Genomic DNA, 20236 nt, shown 5'->3' on the forward strand with positions numbered 1-20236 from the left:
TGCGGCGGCTCGGCTTCCGGCGCCTGGTCCCGCGGCCCCGTCACCCCGGCCATGACGCCGCGGCGCAAGCGTCTTTCAGCGCGACTTCGCCGCCCACACTGCTCGGGCATTCTGAGCGAGCGGGTGAAGCTGCGGGGGTCGGCGAGGTTGCCACCGGACGCCGCGACCAGATTGCGCTCCAGTCGATTGTTGAGCCGCGCAAGCAATCCGCGTTCGATTATATCTTCGGCAAAGGCGACGCCCTGCATGGCCTGCGTCACAGTCCCGAGATCGCTGATGCTGTGAAGGAGGCTCGTGGGCACGCTGATGCCGTCCGTGTCGTCCGGCTCGTCGAGCAAAGCCGGGCAAGCCACATAGAGTGGATCGAGGATAGCGGCGCAGGCGAGCTCCAGCAGTTCTCGGTTCTCATCGAAGTCGCTCACGAAGCCGCGCTGGCGGGTGAGTTCCTCCCGGATGTCCCACAGCTCGGCAATGGTGCGCTCTCGGCTCCAATCGACCTCGGGCAACAGAAACAGCCCTTCGTAGTCGAACAGGCGCTCACTGAATTCGGCAATGACATCGGCTTGTTCGTGGTCCGCCGGTATGCCGAGGCGTTCCGTGACGCCATCCGCAATCGTGCCGATAAGCCGCGTGCGGTCTGACGGGTCGCAGAGGCCAGCCTGCCGAAACAGGCCGGCCACGTCGTTCCATTGCTGGCGAACTAGTTCCGCCTCACTCGGCTTGAACAACCCGTGTGCCAGGGCATGGACGCGCGCGCCGATGCGCCAGACCATGTCAGGCGGCCCTGAGGATGAGGTCCTTGGCCTGTTCCTTTGGCAAGGGATCGATGGTGTGACGCTCGACGCCATCCCAGTGCTTGGCGCTTTCCATGACCTGGCGGAACACGCCGCAGGCCCCTTCGAGCCACGCTTCCTTTTTCGCCAGCTCCACCACGCTCTCGCAGGTGAAGTTGCGGCCGTGCAGCATATCCTTGACGAAAATGGTCTCGCGCTTTTCGTTCATGAGCCAGTAGCCGGCGCCGACACCGGCCGCGACGCCTCCCCAAAATCCGACGGCGGCGCCTCCCATGTAGGTCAGCAGGAGGGCGGCGATCACGAAGACGATGGCGCCGAGCTTGACGGACTTCCGTAACAGCTCGGAATCGTCCGAGCCGATGAGGACGGACTCATCGAAGCGATATCGGGTGATGAGCGCCTGCTCGTCTTCACTGACTTCAAGCTTGCCCCACAGTTTGAAGTTGATCCGGCCCATCTTGCCGGATGTTTGCTCCCGTTTAAAAAGCAGTTCCATGGAATGCCCCCGTTGTTGCCCGACGCTATTGAGACGGGAGTCGCCAAAATGGTCAAGGGTATTCGAGATGACGTCTAGGGTGAGGGTAGATTCATATTGAATATACGGGATTCATTATGAAGTCGCGGTCGGTGCCGCCCGCAGTGGGTGACGCGATGCGCAGCCATGTGCAGCAATGGATGGGGAGCGAAAGCGCTACGAGATGGGGATAGAGGTACGCGGCAGCTTCGCGCCCAAGCCCGTCGTTTCACGGCCGGTTTGACGCCCCCCAAAATCTGCCTGTCCGGTTTCGCTTGCCGAACAGGTTCAACCGCAGCGGAGCTCAGGACCTTTTTGCCCCTTTAATATCGTAACCCTGCCCCCGCCTCCGTTTAGTGCGGTTGCTCTGCGGGACGGCGCCTTGCTCCGGTGCCACAGAGGAATTCGCATTGGGTTCCGCGTTCTCGGCTGGCGTATTGACCTCCTGAGTATCGACGGGCTCCACAGTCTCTGCTCTTGCTTGAGGCTTGCCGCGTAAATCCTCTCCGGCTCCGCGAATGGCATCGGAAATTTCGCCAAGGTCGGCCGGGCCGGAATGGTGCGAGCGTGCGATGAGCCTCTCCAATCCCTTGGGCGACATGCGCGTCAGGATCGGCAACATGCGCCTGAAGCCCTGGGTGCGGCCTTTCAGATCGGTGGCATTTTGCTGGTGCGATAGGAGGAAGCCGCGAACATCGCCGATTCTAGGAAAGGCGCGCCCATCGTCAAAGCGTCTGGCGAGGTCTGTCATGAGCCGTCGGTGTTCGGGTGACATCTCCATCTCGGCGACTAGCGCCTCGACACCCCGGAACCTATCCTCGACCGAGTGCTTGTCGCGTCTATGCTTATCTCCAGGCGTCGCTGTATCCAGCGCCTCGAGCGCCTCCAAGATCGCGCCCTTTCCCCATCCATCGACGAGGGTTTGAAGCAGGCCGCGGAGGATTTCATCACGGTTGAGCTTGGCCACGGTGGTTCACAATCCCAGATGGTCGAAGAATTCGCTCGCAAACGTCCAAAATAACGCTGCGTCGCCTGGATAGCTGTAGTCCCCGCGCATCAATTTGGGATAGCCCCGCGAGTGGTACATTTGCTTCGAAAAAATGTGCCAGCCATTATTCGCGCATTCCTGCGTGATTGCGCGCATGGCCCTCCCTTTCTCCGGACCACCGTCGTTCCCGCCATCATAGAAGGCGTTGTTGATCACGACGCCAGCGACATCGATCGCGTGTCCTTTGTTGTTCCTCCGAAAATTCGCGAGCGATTCTGCCAACAGCGGAAAGCCAATCGTCGCGAAAAACTCGGGCTTTACCGGGATCAAAACATAATCGCTGGCGTGATAGGCGGCGGTTGTGAACACGGATTCTGTGGGCGAGCAGTCGATCAGAATGAGATCCTTGCTCTTAAAATTCTTCGACAGGAATTTGGCGAGGATGCGCGGGTCGGGGCGCACCGCATTGGTCAGTGCATCGGAAAAATCGAAGCGCGATGGAATGAGGTCGAGCCGCCGTTCGTCTTTTTCAAGGATCAGCTCGGTGACTGCCTCGGCCGTGAGAGGCTGAGGCCCGCCTCCACCCTGCGGTGGCATATAGTCGGCAAAAACTTCGACAATCGAGCCACCCTTTTGCGAGAGAAAAGTCGAGTAGGTCTGATGCATGAGACCCTGGCTTAGATTGGCCTGAGGATCGAGATCAATGGCGAGCACATCCTTACCACGGGTGTTGAATGCATAGCGGCTCAAAAGTGCAGTGATGGTCGACTTGCCGACCCCGCCTTTCAGATTGATCACGCAGACCGTGATCGGTCCGCTCTTCCCTACGGCTTTGGCCATACGCCCCCCCTTTTTGTAATTCACTCAACTTTGTAGCTGTTCAAAGTTTGCGTGAACATAGCTTGCTTAACGCAGATTTGCGGCGCGGCCCAGATCTTGGGATAAATGAGCGGCACGCTTCTAGACTAACCAATTAGCCCTCCGAGTAGCTCCTTGCGTCCTGGCCGGCTTTAGGCGCACTACCGTCCGGCTGCTGGATAGCATGCAAACAACCGGTTCCGGCGTGAGCGAACGTTCAAGCGTCAGCCCCGGAATGGATTCAATTGGTCGCGAGTTGCTGCGGTGTGAGTGTCAGTTATCTCACCATTCCAGCTCCGAACCGGACATTCTCCTATCGGCCAAAAATGGGTGGCCGGGCTGTGCACACCCGGCCACCCGCTCCTTCAGAAGGAGTGTCGGCTAGGCGCTTCTCGACGATCCAACCGTTTTTGAAGCCAATCGAGCACTTCAGCCTCAACCCACCCCACTCGGCTAGGGCCAAGGTGTACCCGCTTGGGGAATTGCCCGGCCATTTCCAATCGTGCGATGTGCTGCGGTGAGTACAGAACGAGCTCCTTGAGCTGACGCTTTGATAGTATCCTCATCACGATGTTCCCATGAAGAGAGCATCGCGATGCCCCGGTTACGACAAACCCCGAGGTGGGCTGACGCTATCAGGATCGGGGCGAGTCGCAAATGGGGTGAACATGGCCGCGCATAGCGGGCCGCCCGAGTGCGTAATCTAAGGTGGCCTAAAAGGTGGTCTGGCCTATTACCATCCCACTAACCCCTTGAATTTCATCGATGAATTCAAGGGATTGGTGCGGTCGAGAAGACTCGAACTTCCACGGGCTTTCGCCCACAACGACCTCAACGTTGCGCGTCTACCAATTCCGCCACGACCGCTAAATCAACGGGCCGGATTGCATCCGGCCCTTGGCAGGAGCGGGCCATTAGCAAAGGGATTCGGGGGCTGCAAGCGAGTCGCCGAAGTTTATTTTCGGGTTTCTTTCGATGGCGTCATCGCTCAATCCGGCTTCCAGCCGATCTCCGCGGCGCTGGCGGCCTTGGGGATGTCGGTGAGGGCTTCGTTGATCGTGAGCGTTTCGCCGGGCGCGAGCTTGTGCTTGGGCGGGACGATTTCCTTTTCATAGACGATGCGCTCGCGCTGGTCGCGCAGCACGACCAGTAGCGAGGGAACGTAGCGCGCCTCGCTGCCGATGTTGCTGATCGTGCCGCTGACACTGAAGAACTCGCTGCCGTCGGGCAGGGGCTTGCGGTCCTGGCGGGCTCTCGGGAAGTCGAGCTGGAGGTCGGGCTGGGCCCGCTGGAAGGTCGCGCGCGGGATCGGCACCCAGTCGGGCAGCCCGCCCCAGGCGATCACGCCGGTCAGGCCCAGCGTCACCACCGCGAAGGTCCCCGCCGCGTAGGTGCCGATCTTGGTCCAGTTGCGGCGTGGGCGGAACGGCGGCGCGAAATCGAAGCTCGACGGTCCGTGGTTTGCAGGGCGGCCGGGGTCGCCGTCATCGTAGATGGCCGCGCGTCCGGACTGGCGCGGTGCGGCCATCGGCGGTGGCGGCGGTTCTTCATCCGGCTCGGCCGCATAGCCACCCGGCGCGCCGATCCGCGGCCCGGCTTCGGGTTCCGCTTCCGGCGCCTGCCGGGCCTCCTGACGCGGCGGGGCGGGCGGCGGGGAAGCCGGCGCGACCGGGGGAACCGGAACCGCCGCCGGCCGGGAAACGGGTGCGGCCTGCGCGGTTTCGAGCTGGAGCGCGGGACCTTCCTGGAACCAGCTGTGGCGGCACTTGGCACACCGCACGGTGCGGCCGTCCACCCCGATCGCACTGTCCGGTACGGCATAGCGCGTCGAGCAGGCTGGGCAGGCGATAATCATGATCGCCCTCATAAGCACGGTTGACTCGCACGCGACAAGCTTTGGACCTGTGGGTTCGCGGTCTATTGCCCTTTTTTCCACATACATTGGTCGTTATAGCCGCTAGGCCGCCCGTTCGGACCCGGCGAGCATGGTTAACAGATCGAGCATGACGGCGGACGGGGAAATCATTCACTTCGACAATGTCGGCCTGCGCTACGGCACCGATCGCGAGGTGCTGAGCGACCTGACGTTCACGCTGTTTTCCAGTCGGTTCTATTTCCTGACCGGGGCCAGTGGCGCGGGCAAGACTTCGCTGCTCAGGCTGCTCTATCTTGCCCAGCGTCCTTCGCGCGGGGCGGTCCGCATGTTCGGGACCGATGCCATCACCATGCCCAGGAACCGGCTGCCGCAGCTCAGGCGGCGGATCGGCGTGGTGTTCCAGGACTTCCGATTGATTCCGCATTTGTCCGCCTTCGACAACGTGGCGCTGCCGCTGCGGGTCGCCGGCCATCTCGAGCGGGACCTTGCCGGTCCGGTCCGCGACATCCTCGACTGGGTAGGCCTGGGCGACCGCCTCGACGCGCGGCCCGCGACGCTTTCGGGCGGCGAGCAGCAGCGCGTCGCCATCGCCCGCGCGGTCATCGCCCGCCCGGCGATGCTGGTGGCTGACGAGCCGACCGGCAATGTCGATCCGGAAATGGCGCTGAAGCTCATGCGTCTGTTCGAGATGCTCAACCGGCAGGGCACCACCGTGGTGGTGGCCACCCATGACCTCGACCTGCTGCGCAAAGTGCCCGACAGCCTCATCATGCGGCTGGACCGTGGCCGTCTTTCCGACCCTACCGGCGCGCTGCGCTACCCGCCCCGGAAGACTTCGGGATGATGGGCCGCCTGTTCGCCGCCGGGGATGCGGAACTGATCCCGCAGACGCGCATGTCCGGGCCGATGCCATGGGTCATCGCGATCATGGTGGCGATGACGGCCATCGCGCTCGCCGCCGGCTTCGCACTCGGCAACGCGGTCTCCGCCGCGCGGGCCGAAATCGAGGGCGGCGTCACCGTCCAGATCATCGAACCGCGCCCCGACGTGCGGGAGCAGGAGGCCGTGCGGGCGGTGGAGGCGATCAAGGCGATGCCGGCCGTGGCCGGGTTGCGGCTGGTCCCGCAGGCTGAGCTTGACGCTCTGATCGAGCCATGGCTGGGCACCGGGATCGCCACGGCCACCGGCGCGGCGATCCCGGTGCCGGCGCTGATCGACGTGCGGCTCAAGGGCGCGGCCGGCCCGGCGCAGCTGGCGGCGATCGAGCAGGCGTTGAAACCGGTGGCGCCGTCGGCGCGGGTCGATGCGCAGTCGAACTGGCTGAAGCCGGTGTTCGACGCCATGGTATCGCTCCAGGTGCTGGCCATCGCGCTTGTCGCGCTGCTGGCACTGGCGCTGACGGCGGCGGTACTGCTGGCCGCGCGCACCGCGCTGGGCGCCAATCGCGACGTGATCGAGATCGTCCACCTGCTGGGCGGCACCGATGCGCAGATCGCTCGCGTCTTCCAGCGTTCGATCGGCTATGACGCGGCGGGCGGCGGCACCGTCGGGCTGGCGTTGGCGCTGGTGGTGATCCTCGTGCTCGGCCGGCGCTTCGCCGGGCTTGGCGCCGGCCTCGTGGACAATGGCGCGCTGACCTGGAGCGACTGGCTGCTGCTGGCGCTGGTGCCGCTGCTTTCCACGCTGCTGGCAATGGTTACCGCGCGCCTTACGGTTCTCCACGCTTTGCGTAAGATGCTTTAGTCGGCATCAGAACGTATATAAGCATTCACAATGTTCCGCCGCTTCGTCGCCTTTATCGTGCTGATCTGGCTCCTCGGGTTCCTTTGGTTCGCCGTCGCGCTGCCGGGGCCGTTGCCTGGCGACGCGCGCACTGACGCGATCATCGTGCTGACCGGCAGCAAGGGCCGGATCGAGCACGCGCTTGACGTGCTCAAATCCGGCGGGACGCCGCGCCTGCTGGTCTCGGGAGTCGATCGCGAAGTGAAGCCGCGCGAATTCGCCGCCGAGTTCGGCGTGTCGGCCGCGCTGATGAAGTGCTGCGTGACGCTGGGCTACCAGGCCTACGATACCCGCTCCAACGCCGTCGAGGCGGCGCAATGGGTCGTCCAGCACCGGGCCCATTCGGTGCGGCTGGTGACGGCGGACTGGCATATGCGCCGGGCCGCGCTGGACCTGGCGCGCGAGCTGCCCGGTGACGTCAAGCTGGAGCGCGACGCGGTGCCCTCGCAGCCGAGCCTGGGCGCGCTGGTGCTCGAATATCACAAGCTGCTGGCCCGGGCCGCGTTGAACCTTTTTGGCCGGTGATGCGAACAACTCCCGTCGACGTCCTGCGCAGCCTGGCGTTCTACGCCGCCTTCTACCTGGGCACGGTGTTGCTGGTGCTGGCTGCTTTCGTGGCCGTGATGATCGGCGACGAACCGCTGCGCCGGGTGGTGCGGGCCTGGAGCCTGTACCACCGCGCCTGCGCGCGCTGGCTGCTGGGCATCCGGCTGGTGATCGAAGGTGAGCTGCCGAACGACGGCGTGCTGGTCGCGATCAAGCATGAAAGCTTCTTCGAGGCGATCGACCTGCCGGCGCTGATGGACCGGCCGGTGCCCTTTCCCAAGGTCGAGCTTGTGGGCATTCCTGGCTGGGGACGCGCCGCGCGGCACTATGGCATCGTCGCGGTCGAGCGCGGCGAAGGCGCCAGGGCGCTGCGCAAGATGGTGAGCGACGCGCGCAAGTTCGCGGCGCGTCATCGGCCGCTGGCGATCTTCCCGGAAGGCACCCGCGTTCCCACCGGCCAGCGGCCGCCGCTGCAATCGGGCTTCGCCGGGCTCTACAAGCTGCTGGACCTGCCGGTGGTGCCGGTGGCGGTGAACAGCGGCCGGCTTTATCACCGCCGCTGGAAAAAGCCGGGCACCATCACCATCCGCGTCGGCACCCGGATCGAATCCGGTCTCCCGCGTGAGGAGATCGAGGCAAGGGTGCGCGCGGCGATCAATGCGCTGAACGGGTAGAAATGTGAAAACCGGGACCGGTTACGGTTCCGCGTCTGCCGGGATGACGTTTTTGCCTTTGGGTTGGTCTCAGCCTTGCCCGCCTTCGTGATCGGCACGGCCGAAGTCGGGGCGGGAATCGTCCTGGCCTTCCTCGATGATCGAGCGGCGGATCGCGCGGGTGCGGGCGAAGTGCTCGAACAGGGTGTCGCCATCGCCCACCCGGATCGCGCGCTGCAGCGCGGTCAGGTCTTCGGTGAAGCGTTGCAGCATGGTCAGCACCGCTTCCTTGTTGGACAGGAACACGTCGCGCCACATCGTCGGATCGGAAGCGGCGATGCGGGTGAAGTCGCGGAAGCCGCCGGCCGAGTACTTGATGACTTCGCCCTGGGTCACGTCCTCCAGGTCCGATGCGGTCCCGACGATGGTATAGGCGATGAGATGCGGCAAATGGCTGGTCACCGCGAGCACCAGATCGTGGTGTTCCGGCGTCATGATCTCGACATTGGCGCCCAGGGCTTCCCAGAATTCGACGAGCGCGCTGAGCCGCAGCAGGTCGGTCTGCTCGGGCGGGGTGACGATGCACCAGCGGTTGCGGAACAAATGCGCGAAGCCCGCGTCGGGCCCCGAGTTCTCGGTGCCGGCGACCGGGTGGGCGGGTATCACCAGGTGATCGGGTAGCGCCTCGCCCAGTGCCTTGGCGATGGCCTGCTTGGACGAGCCGACATCGCTGACGAGCGCATCGGCCGGCATGGCGTCGCGCACGGCGGCGGCGGCTTCGCCCATGACCCCGGGCGGCACGCAGAAGATCACCAGGTCGGCCCCGCGCACCGCCTCGACCGCGGTTTCGCAGACTTTGCCGACCAGCCCGCGCTCGGCGGCGCGGACGCGGTACTCGGGTGAGATGTCGTGGCCGGTGGTGACGACGCCGGGCAGGAATTCCCGCACCGCCAGGCCGATCGAGCCGCCTTGCAGGCCGAGGCCAATGATCGCGACGTGGCGGAAGGTCATGCCCAGCATCCCCTGGCGGCGCCATCGCGTTCAGACGCGTATACCGTGAATGGGTTCAAGGACAGGCGGTGAGGCTCGAAGAGAATGCTTTGGGCTGATGCACGCAGAGACGCAGAGACGCAGAGAAGACACGTTTCGCGGCGCAGCCGCTTTCCGTCGCCACGACGCGTTTTACAGCGAGCAACGAATGGCAGGAGACCTGCGGTACGACGGAACATCTCTGCGTCTCTGCGTCTCTGCATGCTTTTTTTGTTTCGCTTCTCTCTCCGCGTCTCCGCGCCTCCGCGCGAAAATTCGCGGGCTGTGACGACGCCGTCGTTGGAGAATGAAGCGCCCGGGCGGCCGCTCACTTCGCCGCCTCCGCCATTTCGCGCAGGCCCTGCGCTATGGCGTCCATGTCGGCGGGTTTGCCGATGGTGATGCGTAGCGCTTGCGGCAGGCCCTGGTTCGGCAGCCAGCGCACGATATAGCCGCGTTCGGCAAGGCCTTCGAAGGCGGCCTCGGCGGTCAGCCTGCCTTCGAACAGCACCAGCACGAAATTCGCCTGGCTCGGCAACGCACGCAGGCCCAGATTGCCCAGCGCGTCGATCCGCTCGACGAAGCGCGCCCGCTCGTCGCGGTTGTGGACGCGGCTGGCCTCGACGAAGGCGGGATCGGCCAGCGCCGCCAGCGCCATCGCCTGCCCGGTGCCGGAGACGTTGAAGGGGCCGCGAATGCGGTTGAGCGTGGCGATGATGCCCGGCGCGCCGGTGGCCCAGCCGATGCGCTCGCCGGCCAGGCCGAAGATCTTGGAGAACGTGCGGGTGACCAGCACGTTCTCGTGCGCGGCGGCCAGAGCCAGGGCGCCGTCGTCATCCTCGGGCGCGACATATTCGCCGTAAGCCTGGTCGATCACCAGCAGCACGTCCGCGGGCAGGGCGGCGTGCAGGCGGGCGATCTCGCCCCGGGGCAGGAACGATCCGGTCGGGTTGTTGGGGTTGGCGATGAAGACCACGCGCGTGCTTGCCGTCACCAGCGCCAGCAGCGCGTCGACATCGGTGCCATAGTCGGCATCCGGCGCCACCACCGGCACCGCGCCGCAGCGGCGCGCGGCGATATCGTAGACCGAAAAGCCAAAGCGCACGTAGATCACCTCGTCACCCGGCCCGGCATAGCCTTGCGCGGCGAGGTTGAGCAGCTCGTCCGATCCGGTGCCCATGACCACGCGCGCCGGATCGATGCCGTGCCGGGCGCCGATCTCGGCGCGCAGCGCGGTGCTGTCCGGATCGGGATAGAGCGAGGGCGCCTGCGCTTTCGCGGCCAGCGCCGCTTCGCTGGTGCCCAGCGGGTTCTCGTTGGCGGAAAGCTTGATGAGCGGCCGCCCGTCCTTGCCTTTCGACTTGCCCGGTACATAGGCATGGATCGCCTCGATCCAGGGCTTGGGCGTGGGCCGTGTCCGGGGGGCTTTGGTGCGGGTTTCGGTTTCGGTCATGACGGGCGCGCCTTTAGCCCAGCGAGACAGCGATTGACAGTAGGGGATTGACGGGCCGCGATTGACTCCCGAAGGGCGGTTCCCCACTTGGCGAAATCATCATGGCGACCGCCCCGATCCTCGACCAGAGCAACTTGCTCGAACTGGCCCAGCCGCTGCCGCTCGACGGCGGGCAGAGCCTGCCCGGCGCGCGCATCGCCTATGAGACCGTCGGCACGCTGAACCCGGCCCGGGACAACGCGATCCTGATTACCCACGCGTTGACCGGCGATCATCATGTCGTTTCCAACCATCCGAAGACCGGCAAGCCCGGCTGGTGGGTGCGCATGGTGGGGCCGGGCAAGCCGATCGACACCAACCGCTTCCACGTTATCTGCGCCAATGTGATCGGTTCCTGCATGGGATCGACCGGGCCCGCCAGCCCGGCGCCGGACGGCCAGCCCTGGGGCATGCGCTTTCCGGTCATCACCATCCGCGACATGGTGCGCGCCCATGTCGCGCTGCTGGATGCACTGGGGATCGAAAGCCTGCACGCCGTGGTCGGCGGATCGATGGGCGGCATGCAGGCGCTCAGCCTGGCCGCCAACTTTCCCGGGCGTGCCCGCGCGGCGCTGGTGATCGCTTCCACCGCGCGCCACTCGGCGCAGAACATCGCCTTCCACGAAGTCGGCCGCCAGGCGATCATGGCAGATCCCGAATGGCGAGAGGGGGATTACTACGCGCACGGGAAAGGACCGGAAAAGGGCCTTTCGGTCGCCCGCATGGCGGCGCACATCACCTATTTGTCCGAGGCGGGGCTGACCGAGAAGTTCGGTCGCCGCCTGCAGGACCGCGCCGAGAAGACCTTCGGGTTCGATGCCGATTTCCAGATCGAATCCTACCTGCGTTACCAGGGCCTGTCGTTCACCGATCGCTTCGATGCCAATTCCTATCTCTACATCACCCGCGCCATGGACTACTTCGACCTGGCCGAGGAGCACGGCGGCCTGCTTGCCAACGCCTTCACCGGGTCCAGGGCGCGCTATTGCCTGGTCAGCTTCGATACCGACTGGCTCTATCCCACCGCCGAATCCCGCAACGTGGTCCACGCGCTCAACGCCGCCGGCCTGCCGGTGAGCTTCATGGAACTGTCCGCGCCGTTCGGGCATGACAGCTTCCTGCTGGACGTGCCGGCGCTAGACCGGGTCGTGGCCGGTTTCCTGGGGGAGGCCCGGTGATTGATTCGGCTATCGAATTGAGCGACGATCCCGCGCGGATCGATCTCGGCCGCGTCCATGGCTGGCTGGCCTCCAGCTACTGGACGCCGGGCATCGCGCGCGAAGCGGTGGAGCGGCAGAACGCCGGTTCGCATTGTCTGGGCGCCTACCGTTCCGGACATGGCCAGGTCGGCTTCGCGCGCATGATCTCGGACCGTGCCAGCTTCGCCTGGCTCGCCGACGTATGGGTGGACGAGAGTGTTCGCGGCCAGGGCATCGGGCGGCAGATGGTGCGCTGGTTCGTCGAGCATCCCGACTATGCGACCGTTCGCCGCTTCGCCCTGACCACCGCCGACGCCCACGGCGTCTACGCTGCGCTGGGTTTCACGCCGCTGCTCCGGCCCGAACGCGTGATGGAACGCCTTTCGCCCGAATTCGCCGCGATGCTGCGGGTCGCCCCGTGAACGCGGCTGTGCCTGCCGGCCTGCAGGGGGGGCTGCGCCGCGATCTCGCGGTGATTGCCGCCAATATCGCGCCAAGCTCCAGCGTGCTCGATATCGGCTGCGGCGACGGCACCCTGATGGCGGCCCTGCGCGACGGGAAGGACTGCGACGCGCGCGGGATGGAACTCGATCCCGCCAATGTCAGTCTCTGCGTCGCCAAGGGGCTGTCGGTGATCCAGGGCGATGCCGACAAGGACCTCGCTTTCTACCCCGACAAGTCGGTGGACTACGCGATCCTCTCGCAGACGCTGCAGACCACCATGCGCCCGGACATGGTGCTGGAGGAGCTGCTACGCATCGGCCGCAAGGCCTTCGTCAGCTTCCCCAACTTCGCGCACTGGCGCGTGCGCCTCTCGCTGCTGTGGGGCGGGCGCATGCCGGTGACGCGGCTGCTGCCGATCCCGTGGTACGAAACGCCCAATATCCACCACCTGACCGTGGACGATTTTCGCGCGCTGGTGAAGGAGCGTGGGATCAAGGTAGAGGGCTGCTGGTTCCTTTCGGGCGGCACCAAATGCAGCGCCGCCGCGGCGAACTTCCGCGCCGAGCACGCGGTGTTCCTGCTTTCGCGGGCTTGAAGCGCGGGCAATCGCCCGTTCGATTGGCGATGAACGCCGGACTTATCCACGCGTTTCGTCCCTGCGCGAAAACCCGTCCGGGTGGACGCTCCTGTCCGGCTTTGGCATCGAAACGACATGTGGCACATCTATCAGTTTCCGCTTTGCCCGTTCAGCCGGAAAGTCCGGCTGCTCATGGCCGAGAAGGGCATCGCCTACGAACTTCAGACCGCGCGCCCATGGGAGGGAGAGGATCGGCTTTTCGCGATGAACCCGGCTGGGCGCACGCCGGTGGTGAAGGAGACCGAGCGCGGTATCGTCCTGTCGGACAGCCGCGCGATCTGCGAATATTTCGAGGAAACCGTCGAGCGGAACCCGCTCATCAGCGGCACGGTGCAGCAGCGCGCCGAAATCCGCCGGCTGATCGCGATGTTCGATGAGAACTTCTTCCATGACGTGTCGGGGCCGCTGCTGCTGGAACGGATGAAGAAGCGCCTGGTGCTGCGCCAGTCCCCCGACGCGAAGGCGCTGCGCGAATCGATGAAGCTCGCGCACGACTATCTCGATTACGTCGATTACCTGATCGACAATCGGCCCTGGCTGGCGGGCTCGACGATGACGCTGGCCGATCTTGCCGCCGCCGCGCAGATCTCGGTGGCGGATTACCTGGGCGGGCTCGACTGGTCGAGCCACGAACAGGCGCGCGGCTGGTATCTGGTGATGAAGTCCCGGCCGAGCTTCCGCCCGTTGCTGTCCGAGCGGATGGAAGTGATCCAGCCGCCCAGCCACTATGCCGAGGTGGACGCGTAAGGCCGCGGTCAGGCCGCGCGGATGTTCTTCGCCCCGAACCTTCCGTGCTTGCGGAATTGGGTCATCCAGCGGTCCAGAAACAGTCCCAGCGGGCGCGGCGACACGCCAAGCTCGGCAAGGCCGGGCAGGGTGCCGGTGGCGGTGCTGCCGGCCTTGAGCAGCTTGAACTGGTCGCTGGTGATCGGCGCACCGGGCAGCCAGCCGGTCGCGGTCGCGATCAGGCTGGAGACCGCGTCCGGCAGCACCGCGAACACGCGCGATCGGCCTTCGGCGGCGGCGATGCGCTGGTTGAGTTCCAGCATGGTCATCACTTCGGGACCGGCCAGTTCGTAAGTCTTGCCGCCATGGGTGATGGGATCGCCTAGGGCATGGGTGATCGCTTCAGCCACGTCGTCCACGAACACCGGCTGCAGCTTCGCCTCCGGCGCGAAGACCGGCATTACCGGCATCCGGGCGATCAGCGCGCCGAACATCATCACCAACTTGTCGTCCGGGCCGAATATCAGCGAGGGGCGCACGATCGTCGCTTCCGGGAACGCGGTGCGTACCGCTTGCTCGCCCTCTGCCTTGGTTCTGGTATAGTCCAGGTCGGCTTCAGTGCCGTTCAACATGGCCGAAACATGGGCGAAAGCCCCCGCGCCGGCCGCTTTGGCCGCTGCTGCGATGCGTCCGGCGCCCTTGCCCTGCAGCGCGTCGAGATCGCCGGCGAAGGCGCCCACCAGGTTCACCACCGCGTCCGAACCGGCCAGCACGGCCGCCAGCGAAGCAGGCCGGGTCACGTCAGTCCGCGCGAACTGCACCTGGCCGAGGTTTCCCAATGGTTTGATACAAAAGGCTTTTTGCGGATCGCGACTGGCGATCCGCAAGCGCGCCCCGCGTGCCAGCAATTCCTGCGCCAGATGCCTGCCGACAAAGCCAGTGCCGCCCAGCACGGTGACGATCCTGCCCGCAAGCGATGCGGTGGGAGAAGCGGCAGGGGGTTGGCTCATGGTCAGATCCGATCCTTCCTCAGCCGCGCGGAACCTCTTTTCCCGCGCCTCGGCACACGATTTTTGCCCCTGCCACAACGACGGGACAGGGGCAACCGGGCAGTTGGCGCGGCTCGACAGACAAACCGAAAATGTTCGCACCACCCCAGTTGACAAGCCCGCACCGCCTGCGTAGAGGCGCGCTCCTACCCAGCGGGGTTCAGCAATCCAGCACCCCGCCCGTGCCCAGATGGCGGAATTGGTAGACGCACCGTCTTCAGGTGGCGGCGCTCGAAAGGGCGTGGAGGTTCGAGTCCTCTTCTGGGCACCATTTGTTCTTCCGGGGACGTCCGAGGACGTCCCAAAAATGGCTGAAATCCGTCGATTTCTGTGCTATAACCGTCCGGCGAAATCCGGGCGGATACGGCACCAATCGAGAACAATTCGGGTATCTCGGAAGGTATCGTTCTCCTCCCCTTTTGGAGGCGATACCTCAGATGGCCACCCTCTTTGCCACGACCGTGGTCAGCGCCAAGCCGGCCGCGAAGGACTATAAGCTCTCCGACGGCGCCGGGCTATACTTGCTCGTGCGGCCGAACGGCTCGAAGCTGTGGCGCTTCAACTATGTCCACCACGGCAAGCACCGCACGCTCGCCTTCGGCGCCTGGCCCGAGGTCGGCCTCGCCGACGCACGCGGCAAGCGTGACGAGGCCCGCCGGTTGGTCGCGGCCGGCCTCGACCCCTCGCATGAGGACAAGGTCGCGCGGGCGAAGGCGCGCGTCGAGGAGAACGACACCTTCAAAACGGTCGCCAAGGAATGGATTGCCAAGAACGAGCGTGAGGACATGGCCGAGATCACGCTGAGCAAAATCCGCTGGCTGCTCGACATGGCCTATCCCAAGATCGGCAACCGGCCGATCGCCAAGATCACCACCCAAGAGGTGCTCGCCGTCCTCCGGTCGGTCGAGGCGACCGGTCGCTACGAGAGCGCCCGCCGGATGCGGAGCGTGCTGGGCCGTGTCTTCCGCTACGCCGTCGCCACCACGCGCGCCGAGCGAGATCCCACCGGCGACCTGCGCGGCGCACTCACCGTGCCTAAGGCAAAGCATCACGCAGCGATTACCAGTCCCAAGCGCGCCGGCGAGCTCATGCGCGCGATCGAGGGTTATAGCGGCCACGCCATCACCCTCTACGCGCTCCGGCTCTCGGCCCATATGTTCGTTCGCCCCGGTGAGCTCCGGCAAGCCGAGTGGGCCGAGTTCGACTTCGACCAGTCGGTCTGGAACCTGCCGCCCGAGAAGATGAAGATGCGCGGCGCCCACCGCGTGCCGCTCTCGACGCAGGTCAGGGCCATGTTCGAGGAGCTTTGGGATCTGACCGGAACCGGCCGATACTGTTTTCCCTCGTTTCGCACCGATCGGCGGCCGATGTCGGAGAACACCGTCAATGCGGCGTTGCGCGTCCTCGGTTTCGCCCAGGAGGAGATGTGTGCCCATGGCTTCCGCGCCATGGCGGCGACCTTGCTCAACGAGAGCGGACGGTTCCATCCCGATGCGATCGAGCGCCAGCTGGCTCATGTCGAGCGTGACGGCGTTCGCCGGGCCTATACCCGCGGCGAATATTGGAACGAGCGGATCACGATGATGCAATGGTGGTCGGACGAGCTCGACCGCCTGCGCAACGGCGCCAAGCTGCTCAAGCCCAATTTCCGCGGCAATGCCCAGGCCCAGGAGGAAGAGGGTCAGTCGAGGCGCTTCGCGTCGTAGATGTAGACGTCGTCGTCCATCAGCTTGAGTTCGGCAATGCGCTTAGCGACGGCGTCCGGCGCGAGCTTGGCGACACCCGCTATCGCTTCAGGGTTCAAAACGCGGTTCTCAAGGCAGCCAAGCTCTCAACTCGGACCAAGATTCTATTCGAGCGGTTTGCCGTCCTAGCCAACACGGCATCTCTCCATTCCTTGGATTGGGATCGCTTCTATGCGTTCGTTCGGGAAGGCCGGCAGGAGCTCTCAGGACACGAATTGCGTGCCATGTTGATCGCTCGCGGCTTTTCGCACGAGAAGGCTGGACACCTGTCGGAGATTTACGCCCACCTCTGGGCCTTCAAGCGTCGCAAGTGGTGATCCATCGCGCTAGCAGACCGCTCGATTTTTAGGTTTTTGTGTCCTGAGAAAATTAGGCTTTCGTGTCCAGCCAGCGAAAGCGTGATCCCCGAATCATCTTTCTGATCGAACCCCTTTCCAGGCCTGCAACTCCTTCGAAGGACTCGAACCACGTCGGCAAAAAGTGCCGGGGGTATCAACGAGGGTATCGCCCCATGAAACGCTCAAAAAATGGCGGAGTTCTGCGCTTTATTGGGCCATTTCGAGTCCTCTTCTGCCAGAATCCGAGGACGTGCGAGCATGTCCGAGGACGTCCAGCGTCGAGGCATTTCGTGGCATATTCGAGGCAGCCACGGGCCTTTTCGGACTCGGTCAAAATCTATACCGAATTCCCTGCGATCTGACCACCGGACAACGGTAGGAAAGAGGGCTCGCCTCTGCCTACCGCAAGCCCATCCTGTCCATCTTCTTGAGCAGGCCAACGCGTGAAAGGCCTAGCTCGCGAGCCGCGTGGGTGTGGTTGTTTCCTGTCCGCTCCAGCGCTTCTTTAATGCGACGACGTTCGAGCCCGGCGATCTCCTGCTCCAGGGTCTGAGCCTCAGAAGCTGGAGCCGGTGACAATGCCTCTCCAGTGGCAAAGGCCAGGTCTTCAACACCGATCGCCAGACCGGTTGCTGATTTGGGCGCCATCGCTGCGGCGCATTCGACAGTTGATCGCAACTCGCGCACATTGCCGGGCCAGCGACGCGCGGCCAGCCAATCAATCGCACCCGGTGCGAAGTTGCCTTCCCCGTCCGTCGCACGGCGCAGGAACAGGCTGGCTAGCAACGGAATATCCTCCCGCCGTTCGTCCAGCGACGGCGTCCGCAGCACGAGACCGCGCAAGCGATAGTACAGGTCCTCGCGAAAGCTGCCGTCAGCCACCGCGGCTTCGAGATCGCGATGCGTGGCAGCGATGATGCGCACGTCGGCCCGGCGCAACTCGCGTGCGCCGACCGGTTGGTAGGTACCATCTGCCAGAAAGCGCAGCAGCTTGACCTGCATGGCCGCAGGCATTTCGCCGATCTCATCGAGGAAGAGCGTGCCATTGGAGGCGATCTCAACCAAGCCAGGTCGGTCCGAATGGGCGCCGGTGAAGCTACCTTTCAGATGGCCGAACAACTCGCTTTCCAACAGATCCGCCGGAACGGCACCGCAGTGAATGGGCACCAGCGGCTGCTTGGCGCGCGGCGAGGCCGCGTGGATCGCTTGCGCGACCAGTTCCTTGCCCGTGCCACTGGGGCCGAGCACCATGACAGGCAGCGCTGTTGGCGCGACGCGACGAATAAGGTCTCGCAAGGCGACCATGGCAGGGGAATTACCGATGAGGCCCATGTCTTCGTCCACCCCGACCTGCGCTTTGAGATCCGCCACCTCACGGGCAAGGCGCGCGCGTTCGACGGCGCGGGCAACCACCACTTTCAGCATGTCGGGATCGACCGGCTTGGCCAGGAAGTCCCAAGCGCCCGCCTCGATTGCTTTGAGCGCGAGGGCATGATCGGCATGGCCAGTCATCACCACGACCGGCGCCGGTGCGAAAGCGGGGATCAGCGCCAGCCCGGCTTCGGGATCGTGATGGGGCGGCATCGAGAGATCGAGTAGGACGACATCGGCCGGCTTATGCGCGAACGCCGCGCGCGCCGCATCGCCATCTCCCACAGTCTGAACCTCATGGCCAAGACTGCGCAGCCATTGGCCCGTCAACCGCTGGAAGGCCGGTTCATCGTCTGCAATCAGGATCATGAGGGGGCTCCAAATGTCAGGCGAAAACAGGTAGACCAGCCCGGCCGCTCCGCCAGCGAGACGGTCCCGTCATGTGCCACCATGATGCGCCGGACAATGGCGAGGCCAAGCCCTGTTCCGCCCGGCCTGCGTGAAACGAAGGGGCGGAACAGGCTGTCGGCAATCTCCGGCGGGATGCCTGGGCCATTGTCGCAGATGTCGATAACAGCGGGTGGCCCCGGATCGGCGAACATCGCAACTTCCGTGCTCAGGGACCTTGCGTTGTCGATAAGATTACTCAGGACCCGGTCGAGCGCGGCGAGATCGGCTGTGACGGTCATGCCTTGCGGGACCTGCGCGGCGATGCCGAAGCGTTCTGCCAGCATGTCCACCGCGATGGCTTGGGGTGCAACTGTCCAGGCCTTCGCATAATCGAGAATGTCGGTGATGAGATGGTTCATCCGCGCCACCTGGTCGCCAATCTCGGCCCGTACATCGGCGGGGGCGCCAGTTGCAGCCATGGTGACGATGCCCAGGGGATTGCGCAGATCGTGCGCCACTGTCGCCGCCAGCGCGCCGAGTTCGGCCAGTCGCGCTTCCCGTTCCACCTCAACAAGGCGGTGCGCGGCCTCAAGTCGTCTTGCAGCTTCGCCAGCAAGCGCAGCAAAGCGTTCAGCGATGTGACGGGTCGCCAGCGGAGCGTCGTTCCATCCGGTTAGTATAACAGTCTCACCCGTCACGCTGAGGCCTGGCCCGTCCGGCGGCAAGGAAAGCCGCTCACGCAAAAGTCTGTTGGCGAGGAGCGTCAGGCTTTCACCATCCGTCGCTTCGGCCAGTTCATCCCGCCAGGCGGCGATATCCGCTTCGGTTAGGCGTCCGCCGGGAAATACCAGTCGATCGACCAGCCGCTTCATCGGCGTGAGCAGCGCGAGGCCGAGAAGCAGGGTTGCCGCCAGCGCGGCCCAGGTCGCCAGGAACCCGGCCGGGCGTCCTGCTAGGGCGAGGGGCAAGGCCGCAATCAAGGCGCTTGCTGCGCCGGCTCCGGCCAGAAGCAGCAGCCAGACAAGACCGCGCTGCGCCCACAAGTCCGCCGCCATGAACCGGTGCCGGACAATGCCATAGACCAGCGCGACCGAGTAGAACGGCAGCAGTAGCACAGGCCAAGGGTAAGCGTCGATGCCGAGTGCCGGAAATCCGAACCCTGTCAGAGCAACAAGGCCGATCGCGCTCGATACGAAGACCGCGCGCGCCTGATCGCGCTGCTGCCCCTGCTGCTCGATCCACATGCGCATCAGCCGAACATGCCCTGCCAGTGAAAGCGCGGCGGTGAGACACAATACCCCCCAACCCACGACCGAGGGAACGAAGAACCCGGGAAAACCACGCCAGGGCAAGACATCGCCCACACCGAAGATCAACCCGATGACCGATGCGAAGGCCGCCACGGCATAGCTCGCCACGGCGACACGCCGCTGTGCGGAGGATAGCGCATAGGCAAAGACCAGATAGACGAACGCCGCTGCCGGCAGCGGAGAAAGCGCGATCAGCGTTGTCGTGAAAGGCGCAGCCGCCGATCCGAACATGGCAGGTGCCGCCTGCGCCAGGCTCCACAAGGCTACTCCGCCTAGGAACATCACGAGCAACCACGCGCCCGGCAGCGCCCGCGCACGCAGCGCGACGAAAATCGCCAGCAAGAGACTGGCGATAGCCGTCAGCGCCAGAGCGCCCAGATAGGCGAGAATGCCAAGTGCCGTATCCATCGTTAACACCATAGCACGACTTCCTGTTTCCATCGTTTACATTTACGAGGGTCCAACCGCTATGGATCTGGCGGTTTTCCAGTCTTC

The 20236-nt window shown here is 64.7% G+C and carries 21 protein-coding genes and 2 tRNA genes; 10 read left to right on the forward strand and 13 right to left on the reverse strand.

Annotated elements, in window-relative coordinates; translation table 11 throughout:
- The 7 genes from BM052_RS16220 to BM052_RS16250 form a co-directional block, all read right to left on the reverse strand.
- Window positions 1-773: hypothetical protein (locus BM052_RS16220; RefSeq protein ID WP_143084872.1), on the reverse strand; the 773-nt coding region annotated here is incomplete at its 3' end.
- Between the two features lies 1 nt (window position 774).
- A complete protein-coding gene (locus tag BM052_RS16225; RefSeq protein ID WP_091148586.1) occupies window positions 775-1290 on the reverse strand; it encodes a hypothetical protein in 516 nt (171 codons plus the stop codon).
- 322 nt (window positions 1291-1612) lie between these two features.
- Window positions 1613-2275 carry a hypothetical protein gene (locus BM052_RS16230; RefSeq protein WP_091148587.1) on the reverse strand — a complete coding sequence of 221 codons (663 nt, stop codon included), beginning with the start codon at window positions 2273-2275 and terminating at the stop codon, window positions 1613-1615.
- Window positions 2276-2281: 6 nt separating this feature from the next.
- The gene (locus BM052_RS16235; RefSeq protein WP_091148589.1) at window positions 2282-3136 is read right to left on the reverse strand and encodes a ParA family protein; all 855 of its coding nucleotides are present in this window, start codon (window positions 3134-3136) and stop codon (window positions 2282-2284) included.
- A gap of 383 nt (window positions 3137-3519) precedes the next feature.
- Window positions 3520-3720, reverse strand: a complete 201-nt coding sequence (locus BM052_RS20465) for a helix-turn-helix transcriptional regulator (protein WP_091148591.1) — start codon at window positions 3718-3720, stop codon at window positions 3520-3522.
- Between the two features lie 214 nt (window positions 3721-3934).
- A tRNA-Leu gene (locus BM052_RS16245) sits at window positions 3935-4021 on the reverse strand.
- Window positions 4022-4142: 121 nt separating this feature from the next.
- Complete coding sequence (locus tag BM052_RS16250; protein WP_091148647.1) at window positions 4143-5009, reverse strand: zinc-ribbon domain-containing protein; 867 nt, start codon at window positions 5007-5009, stop codon at window positions 4143-4145.
- Between the two features lie 148 nt (window positions 5010-5157).
- Here BM052_RS16250 and ftsE point away from each other — a divergent pair, with 148 nt between their 5' ends.
- The 4 genes from ftsE to BM052_RS16270 are packed head-to-tail and all read left to right on the forward strand — an operon-like array spanning window position 5158 to window position 8032.
- The gene (gene ftsE / locus BM052_RS16255; protein WP_091148592.1) at window positions 5158-5874 is read left to right on the forward strand and encodes a cell division ATP-binding protein FtsE; all 717 of its coding nucleotides are present in this window, start codon (window positions 5158-5160) and stop codon (window positions 5872-5874) included.
- On the forward strand, window positions 5871-6773 hold the full coding sequence (locus BM052_RS16260) for a cell division protein FtsX (RefSeq protein WP_369821549.1): 903 nt from the start codon (window positions 5871-5873) through the stop codon (window positions 6771-6773). The genes ftsE and BM052_RS16260 overlap by 4 nt, the downstream gene beginning before the upstream one ends.
- Before the next feature lie 30 nt (window positions 6774-6803).
- Window positions 6804-7337: a YdcF family protein gene (locus BM052_RS16265; protein ID WP_091148595.1), complete on the forward strand. Its 534-nt coding sequence runs from the start codon at window positions 6804-6806 to the stop codon at window positions 7335-7337.
- Window positions 7337-8032 (forward strand): lysophospholipid acyltransferase family protein, encoded by a 696-nt coding sequence (locus BM052_RS16270; protein WP_091148597.1) that lies wholly within the window; start codon window positions 7337-7339, stop codon window positions 8030-8032. The genes BM052_RS16265 and BM052_RS16270 overlap by 1 nt, the downstream gene beginning before the upstream one ends.
- A gap of 69 nt (window positions 8033-8101) precedes the next feature.
- Here the strand turns inward: BM052_RS16270 and BM052_RS16275 are convergent, their stop codons facing one another.
- Both BM052_RS16275 and hisC read right to left on the reverse strand, forming a co-directional pair.
- Entirely contained in the window at window positions 8102-9022 is a 921-nt protein-coding gene (locus tag BM052_RS16275) for a prephenate/arogenate dehydrogenase family protein (protein WP_091148648.1), read from the reverse strand.
- Between the two features lie 346 nt (window positions 9023-9368).
- Window positions 9369-10493 (reverse strand): histidinol-phosphate transaminase, encoded by a 1125-nt coding sequence (gene hisC, locus BM052_RS16280; protein WP_091148598.1) that lies wholly within the window; start codon window positions 10491-10493, stop codon window positions 9369-9371.
- Between the two features lie 101 nt (window positions 10494-10594).
- Between hisC and BM052_RS16285 the strand changes: the two genes are divergently transcribed.
- From BM052_RS16285 to BM052_RS16300, 4 genes are all read left to right on the forward strand, one after another.
- Window positions 10595-11710: a homoserine O-acetyltransferase MetX gene (locus BM052_RS16285; protein WP_091148600.1), complete on the forward strand. Its 1116-nt coding sequence runs from the start codon at window positions 10595-10597 to the stop codon at window positions 11708-11710.
- On the forward strand, window positions 11710-12153 hold the full coding sequence (locus tag BM052_RS16290; RefSeq protein WP_091148650.1) for a GNAT family N-acetyltransferase: 444 nt from the start codon (window positions 11710-11712) through the stop codon (window positions 12151-12153). Before BM052_RS16285 ends, BM052_RS16290 begins: the two co-directional genes overlap by 1 nt.
- The gene (gene metW, locus BM052_RS16295) at window positions 12150-12770 is read left to right on the forward strand and encodes a methionine biosynthesis protein MetW (RefSeq protein WP_369821550.1); all 621 of its coding nucleotides are present in this window, start codon (window positions 12150-12152) and stop codon (window positions 12768-12770) included. The genes BM052_RS16290 and metW overlap by 4 nt, the downstream gene beginning before the upstream one ends.
- A 117-nt stretch (window positions 12771-12887) precedes the next feature.
- On the forward strand, window positions 12888-13559 hold the full coding sequence (locus BM052_RS16300; RefSeq protein ID WP_091148601.1) for a glutathione S-transferase family protein: 672 nt from the start codon (window positions 12888-12890) through the stop codon (window positions 13557-13559).
- Window positions 13560-13567: 8 nt separating this feature from the next.
- Here BM052_RS16300 and BM052_RS16305 read toward each other — a convergent pair whose 3' ends face one another.
- Window positions 13568-14548, reverse strand: coding sequence for a complex I NDUFA9 subunit family protein (locus tag BM052_RS16305; protein WP_091148603.1), 981 nt, complete (start codon window positions 14546-14548; stop codon window positions 13568-13570).
- Window positions 14549-14771: 223 nt separating this feature from the next.
- On the opposite strand from BM052_RS16305, the gene BM052_RS16310 reads away from it, so the two are divergent.
- Both BM052_RS16310 and BM052_RS16315 read left to right on the forward strand, forming a co-directional pair.
- Window positions 14772-14858, forward strand: a tRNA-Leu gene (locus BM052_RS16310).
- 166 nt (window positions 14859-15024) lie between these two features.
- The gene (locus BM052_RS16315; RefSeq protein ID WP_091148605.1) at window positions 15025-16293 is read left to right on the forward strand and encodes a tyrosine-type recombinase/integrase; all 1269 of its coding nucleotides are present in this window, start codon (window positions 15025-15027) and stop codon (window positions 16291-16293) included.
- Here BM052_RS16315 and BM052_RS20305 read toward each other — a convergent pair.
- The 3 genes from BM052_RS20305 to BM052_RS16325 all read right to left on the reverse strand — a co-directional run bounded on the left by BM052_RS20305 (window position 16269) and on the right by BM052_RS16325 (window position 20149).
- On the reverse strand, window positions 16269-16391 hold the full coding sequence (locus BM052_RS20305) for a hypothetical protein (RefSeq protein ID WP_255406212.1): 123 nt from the start codon (window positions 16389-16391) through the stop codon (window positions 16269-16271). The two genes, BM052_RS16315 and BM052_RS20305, sit on opposite strands and share 25 nt — an antisense overlap.
- A 678-nt stretch (window positions 16392-17069) precedes the next feature.
- Window positions 17070-18410, reverse strand: coding sequence for a sigma-54-dependent transcriptional regulator (locus tag BM052_RS16320; RefSeq protein ID WP_091148606.1), 1341 nt, complete (start codon window positions 18408-18410; stop codon window positions 17070-17072).
- Window positions 18407-20149 carry a sensor histidine kinase gene (locus BM052_RS16325; RefSeq protein WP_255406213.1) on the reverse strand — a complete coding sequence of 581 codons (1743 nt, stop codon included), beginning with the start codon at window positions 20147-20149 and terminating at the stop codon, window positions 18407-18409. Before BM052_RS16325 ends, BM052_RS16320 begins: the two co-directional genes overlap by 4 nt.
- Window positions 20150-20236 lie beyond the last annotated feature (87 nt).

It is taken from the genome of Novosphingobium sp. CF614, from assembly GCF_900113255.1.
Taxonomy (GTDB): domain Bacteria; phylum Pseudomonadota; class Alphaproteobacteria; order Sphingomonadales; family Sphingomonadaceae; genus Novosphingobium.

Coding starts and splice junctions, on each gene's coding strand:
- BM052_RS16235 (WP_091148589.1), bottom strand. CDS start 3,136: ATGGCCAAAGCCGTAGGGAAGAGCGGACCGATCACGGTCTGCGTGATC.
- BM052_RS16260 (WP_369821549.1), top strand. CDS start 5,871: ATGATGGGCCGCCTGTTCGCCGCCGGGGATGCGGAACTGATCCCGCAG.
- BM052_RS16315 (WP_091148605.1), top strand. CDS start 15,025: ATGGCCACCCTCTTTGCCACGACCGTGGTCAGCGCCAAGCCGGCCGCG.
- BM052_RS20465 (WP_091148591.1), bottom strand. CDS start 3,720: ATGAGGATACTATCAAAGCGTCAGCTCAAGGAGCTCGTTCTGTACTCA.
- BM052_RS16305 (WP_091148603.1), bottom strand. CDS start 14,548: ATGAGCCAACCCCCTGCCGCTTCTCCCACCGCATCGCTTGCGGGCAGG.
- BM052_RS16270 (WP_091148597.1), top strand. CDS start 7,337: ATGCGAACAACTCCCGTCGACGTCCTGCGCAGCCTGGCGTTCTACGCC.
- BM052_RS16300 (WP_091148601.1), top strand. CDS start 12,888: ATGTGGCACATCTATCAGTTTCCGCTTTGCCCGTTCAGCCGGAAAGTC.
- BM052_RS16225 (WP_091148586.1), bottom strand. CDS start 1,290: ATGGAACTGCTTTTTAAACGGGAGCAAACATCCGGCAAGATGGGCCGG.
- BM052_RS16275 (WP_091148648.1), bottom strand. CDS start 9,022: ATGACCTTCCGCCACGTCGCGATCATTGGCCTCGGCCTGCAAGGCGGC.
- BM052_RS16265 (WP_091148595.1), top strand. CDS start 6,804: ATGTTCCGCCGCTTCGTCGCCTTTATCGTGCTGATCTGGCTCCTCGGG.
- BM052_RS16325 (WP_255406213.1), bottom strand. CDS start 20,149: ATGGATACGGCACTTGGCATTCTCGCCTATCTGGGCGCTCTGGCGCTG.
- hisC (WP_091148598.1), bottom strand. CDS start 10,493: ATGACCGAAACCGAAACCCGCACCAAAGCCCCCCGGACACGGCCCACG.
- BM052_RS16285 (WP_091148600.1), top strand. CDS start 10,595: ATGGCGACCGCCCCGATCCTCGACCAGAGCAACTTGCTCGAACTGGCC.
- BM052_RS16250 (WP_091148647.1), bottom strand. CDS start 5,009: ATGATTATCGCCTGCCCAGCCTGCTCGACGCGCTATGCCGTACCGGAC.
- BM052_RS16320 (WP_091148606.1), bottom strand. CDS start 18,410: ATGATCCTGATTGCAGACGATGAACCGGCCTTCCAGCGGTTGACGGGC.
- ftsE (WP_091148592.1), top strand. CDS start 5,158: ATGACGGCGGACGGGGAAATCATTCACTTCGACAATGTCGGCCTGCGC.